Origin of the sequence: Saccharothrix sp. CCNWYY140, assembly GCF_037401995.1 — a bacterium.
In the GTDB taxonomy this organism is placed as follows: Bacteria; Actinomycetota; Actinomycetes; order Mycobacteriales; family Pseudonocardiaceae; genus Actinosynnema.
In genome coordinates, this window is the sequence record NZ_JBBEGC010000231.1 from 1 (window position 1) to 5,402 (window position 5,402).

Annotated in this window: 2 protein-coding genes; both read right to left on the bottom strand. The window is 71.0% G+C overall.

Annotated features, from left to right (window positions below; genetic code table 11):
* Nucleotides 1–222: 222 nt before the first annotated feature.
* Nucleotides 223–1,068, bottom strand: a complete 846-nt coding sequence (locus WBN91_RS38880; RefSeq protein ID WP_337729308.1) for a lytic transglycosylase domain-containing protein — start codon at nt 1,066–1,068, stop codon at nt 223–225.
* A 948-nt stretch (nt 1,069–2,016) separates the two neighbouring features.
* Nucleotides 2,017–4,758, bottom strand: coding sequence for a S41 family peptidase (locus WBN91_RS38885; protein ID WP_337729307.1), 2,742 nt, complete (start codon nt 4,756–4,758; stop codon nt 2,017–2,019).
* Nucleotides 4,759–5,402: the final 644 nt, after the last annotated feature.

Genomic DNA, 5,402 nt, shown 5'->3' on the forward strand with positions numbered 1-5,402 from the left:
CACAGATTTCCCCGGGTGCTGCTAAAAACTTTTGCTCGTTCCTCGCAAAACTTTTTGGCTGCACCCGGGGAAATCTGCGGTAGCCCTTCGGGCAGGCCATACGGGGATGACACAAGCAAGAAGCCCAGGCAGAGGTGTGCCGTGCGGCAACTTCATGAAAAGCCTGCGCGTGGCGGATGGCGTGTGCGCGGCAGCCAAATGAAGAGCGGGGTGTGTGTTGTGTTAGCTGAGGCTGGCTCGGGCGTAGGCGTCGGCTCCGCTGTAGACCTTTTGGCCGTACTCGACCGACTGGTTGTAGGCCAGTACGGCGGTCCACCAGCCCTCGCCCGTTGCCAAGTCCCTGCCGCCCGAGCACAGGTAGCGTGCCGCTGCCAGGGCCGCGTCGTCGATGTTCTGCGGGTCTGGGGGGTTGCCGTCGCCGTTTGCCCTGGTTGCGTACTTGGCCCACGTTGTCGGGATGAACTGCATCGGGCCTACCGCGCGGTCCCACTTCGTGTCGCCGTCCAGGGTGCCGCCGTCGCTGTCGTTGATGGCCTTCACGCCTGGGCGGCCGTCCAAGGGGATGCCGATGATGGGCTTTGACGGGCGGCCGTCGTCGCCGAGGCGGGCTCCGTTGATGGTGCCGTGGATGGACTCGACTCGGCCGATGCCGGCCAGGGTGGCCCAGGAGATCCGGCAGCTCGGTTGGGATGCCTGCATGATCAAATCTGCTACGGCGTAGGCGCGTAGTGCCCTCGCGGGGATGTCGGTCTTTTCCGAGACCGCCACTGACCAGGCGGTCAGGGGTTCCGCGGAGACCGTTTGCTGGGACGGGGCCGCCTGGGGTGGCACCTCGCCGGCCTGGCCGGGGGCGGCCGAGCCGGGTTCGACCTCTTGGAACGGGACCGGGAACGGGGGGTCGGCCAGGTCGTGGATCCTGGGGCGGTTGAAGACGCTCAGCGCCCACGCTCCGCCGGCCACCACGGCCAGCAGGATCGCGACCAGCGCCAGCCGGCCGACCAGGTTGCCGAGGCGACCGCGGGCCGAGGCTCGCGGTGTCGTCGGTTTGGAAGGCGGCGGGACGACCACGGGCCCAGGCTACGTGTTCCTTCACCCCATCGGGTCCGGGTGTCGGGGGGATTTGCCCGAAAGCGCACGTCATGGGCGGTAAATCCGGTTGGACACCCGAGCTGGACTCGGAGCCGTTCTGGCCACTTCGCGGTGCCGCTGGGCGGCTGCGGGGCGGCACCCTGTTCCGCGACTGAACCGCCCGCTGCTCGCGAGTGGCCGCCCGCCCGCACGTGCGGGCGTGGCCTCCGGCCCCCGCTTCCATGATCGCACGGGGTACCGACAAGGTCGTGCGTGTGGCGTCAGGAGGTTGTTGTGGGAGGGGCGCTGGTCTGCGGGGTTGTGTTGGTTGCTGTGGGCACGGTGGGTTCCAGCGTGGGTGGCGGGGTGGTTGCCGGGGGTGCTGACGTCGAGTGGGTGGCGGTTGGTGGGGGTGTGGATGGGGGCGACGTTGGCTGCTGTGTTGGCTTGGACGTCGTTGGCAGCACCAATGACGGTGGCAGCGACGGAGACGTGGGCAGCGGTGCGTCCGGTGGGGCCGGGGGCGGTGGGACGCCCGGGCCTGGGGGCACCTCGCCGTCCGGTTGTGGAGCGCCCTGGGTGGATGTTTGTCCCCTTTGGACTGTCCGGCGTTCGGGCGGTTCGCCGATCAGGGCCGCCGGGTCGTCGGGCACCAAGGGCGCGGTGGTGCGGAGGCTGACCATCGTCGGGCGGCCCGGGGAGTTCGTCCGGACCTTCTCGACGGGCGGTTGCTCCTCCGTCCCGAACGTCAGCACCAGCGCCAACACGCCGCCCAGTGCCGCGACGGGCAGCAGGACGACAGCCGAAACACACCCGCGACCGCTGCGCGGCAACTCACGATGACTCACGAAACCCAGAACCCCCGACCCGATCTTGCGTGGTACTCATTGATCGGTTCGGGGACCCCGCTCGCAACCACCGCCGCACCACACGGTCGGGTGGACTCGATCAGGTGAGGGGCGGGAGCTGCGGCGGAACGGCCGCCGGACGGGTCCCCAGGGCCTCCAGCGCCAGCCTCACGGCCGTGTCCAGCTGCGGGTCGCGGCCGGCGACGCGGTCCTGTGGCGTGATGACCACCTCGACGTCCGGGTCCACGCCGTGGTTCTCCACGCTCCACCCGGCGCCCTCGAACCAGCTCGCGTACCGGGGCTGCGTCACCACCGTCCCGTCCACCAGGTCGTAGCGCATGTCGATGCCGATCACCCCGCCCCACGTCCGGGTGCCGACCACGGGACCGATGCCCAGCTGCTTGATCGCCACGTTGACGATGTCGCCGTCCGAGCCCGCGAACTCGTCCGCGATCGCCACCACGGGACCGCGCGGCGCGTCCGCGGGGTAGCTGTCCGCCGTGGTGTAGCCGCGCGCGACCGACCAGCCGATGACCTTGCGCGCCAGCTTCTCCACGACCAGCTGCGACGTGTGCCCGCCGCCGTTCTCCCGCACGTCCAGCACGACGGCCTCGCGCATCAGCTCGACCCGCAGGTCGCGGTGCAGCTGCGCCCAGCCGGCGCCCATCATGTCCGGCACGTGCAGGTACCCGACCCGCCCGTTCGACAGTTCGTGGGTCCGCGCGCGACGGTCGGCGACCCACGCGTGGTAGCGCAGCGGCTCGTCGTCCTCCAGCGGCACCACGACCACCCGGCGCGGCTCTCCCCCGCCACCGGGCCGCACGGTGAGCTCGACCGGCTTGCCCGCCGTGCCGACCAGCAGCGGCGCGGGACCGGTCAGCGGGTCCACCTGCCGCCCGTCCACCGCGACGATCGCGTCACCCGGCCGCACGGCCACGCCCGGCGCGGCCAGCGGCGACCGGGCCGCCGGGTCGGAGGTCTCGCCCGGGATCACCCGCGCCACCCGCCACGCCCCGGACTCGTCGCGCTCCAGGTCCGCCCCGAGCAGTCCCACCGGCCGCCCGCTCGACCCGCCCGAGGAGATGACGTAGGCGTGGGACGTGCCCAGCTCGCCCTGCACCTCCCACAGCAGGTCCACAAGGTCGGAGTAGCTGCCCAGCCGGTCCACCAACGGCCGGTACCGGTCCAGCACGCCCTGCCAGTCCACGCCGCCCATGTCGGTGCGCCAGAAGTGGTCGCGCATGAGCCGCCCCGCCTCGGCGTAGGCCTGCCGCCACTCGGCGGCCCGGTCCAGCACCACCCGCACGCGGGACAGGTCGACGTCCACCGAGTCCTGGTCGTCGGAGTCGACCTTCCGGTCCGACGGCACGACCCGCAGGTCACCGTCGTCGGAGATGACCAGCCGCTGCCCGTCGCCGCTGACCGCGTACGAGTCCAGCCCGTCCACCAGCACGTCCGCCCGCGCCTTGGTCAGGTCGAACCGCTCCAGCACCTTGCGCGGCGGCCGGCTCGACGGCGTGGCCAGGTTGTCCCCCAGCACCCCGCGCAACGGCCGGCGCAGCCACAACAGCCCGCCCTTGGCGGCGGTCAACGACGAGTACCCGGCCGCCGCCACCGGCACCGGCACCACCCGGTCGGCCAGACCGTCCAGGTCCACGACGGTGATCGGGTTCTCGTCCTTGTGGTCCTTGTCCTTCTCGTCCTTGTCGTCGTCGCCGACCGGGCGGCCCAGCCGCAGCGGGTCGAACGGCGAGGGCGTGGTCGCGGCCAGCGGCAGCAGGTAGGGCCGGCAGCCGGTGGGGAAGGACAGGTCGAACACGTGCGCGTCGTACACCGGGTCGAAGCTGCGGATCGACAGGAACGCCAGGTAGCGCCCGTCCTCGGTGAAGGAGGGCGAGAAGTCGGCGAACCGCAGGGGCGTCACGTCCACCACGGACAGGTCGGTCGTGTTGGTCATCCGGATGTGGTGCAGCGGGCGCGGCCCGGGGTGCGACCAGGCCAGCCAGTTCGAGTCCGGCGAGAAGGCCAGGTCGCTGACGTTCGGATTGGCGTCCTTGAGCACCTCCCGAACCTCGCCCGACTCGACGTCGACCAGCAGCAATCGTCCGTCGTGCGTGGCCACGGCGACCTTGCGCCCATCCGGCGCGACCGCCAACTCCAACACCCGCCCGAGCCGCCCGACAGCGACCCGACGCGGGGTGTTCCCCGGCTCGACCCCACCGACAGGCGCGAACTCCAGCCCTTCCTCACCATCCGCGTCGGTCACCCAGACCACGGTGTCCCCGACAACCCGTGGCAAACGATTGCGCGTCCCAGGCTGCTCGGCCAACGCCCGCACCGGCCCATCCCGATGCGTCACCCAGTGCACCGTGCCCCGCACCTCAACCACACTCGCCCGACCGGTCTTGTCGGGGTGCACGTCGTCCGGCCGGGGCGTGATGTGCCGGGGCCGCGTAGCCGTGCGGGGACCGCCCAGCTGAATCTCCAGCCTGCGCGCCTCCGCATCCAGGCTGTCGAGCACCCACAGGTCACCCGCGCTCTGAAAGACGACCCTCTCGCCATCCGTGCTAGCGCCCCGCGCGTAGAACTCAGTCTCGGTGTGACGGCGAAGGTCGGACCCGTCCGGCAGCACGGAGTACACACTCCCCACCCCGTCGTGATCGGACAGGAACGCCAGCCGGCCACCCACCCACATAGGCGCGCTCAGGGTCGAGGTCAGCTCACCCAGGATGCGCTCGAACCCGCCATCCCCCTGAAGATCGACCCACAACTTCCCAGCCGACCCACCCCGATACCGCTTCCACCAGGCAGGGTCGTGCCCGTAGTTGGACGTGATCGCCACGGCCCCATCCGGCCGATGCGCAACATCGCCAACCCACCCATAGGGCAACTTCCGAGGCGGCCCCCCATCGACAGGCACCGCATACGCCCACTTCCGCACCGACGTGGCTTCCCCGGTGGAACTGACCGCGACAACGTCCCCTTCCGGCGTCCACCCCCGCACCCCGGTAGTCCAGGCCCCCCAATGCGTGAGCCGCCGAGCCTCACCCCCGGTGACCAACGCGAGGTGCACCTCAGGCGCACCATCCCGCCGACTGGCCCAGGCGAGGTGCGTACCGGTCGGATCGAACCGGGGGTGCCCCACGGGCACTTGGTCGGCAGTAACGCGAAACGCCCGCCCACCGGCAAGAGGCGCCAACCACACGTCATCCTCGGCCACGAAGGTGACAAGGTCGCCGTGCAGGTGGGGGTGGCGGAGGTAGGCCTGATCGGTCACCTCGACGACGTTAGCGCCCCACCCACCCCACCGCGATCATGTTCCCCCGAACCGATCCCGCACCCGACGCCCAAACGCCCGACCGCAAGCCCCGCGCCCACCCCACCCGCACCCACGCCCACCTGCCCTTCCCGCCCGCAGGGCGTCCGAAGTAGCTAGCGCAGCAGACCGCTCTCCTGGGCTTCTTCCGTCATCCCCGTATGGCCTGC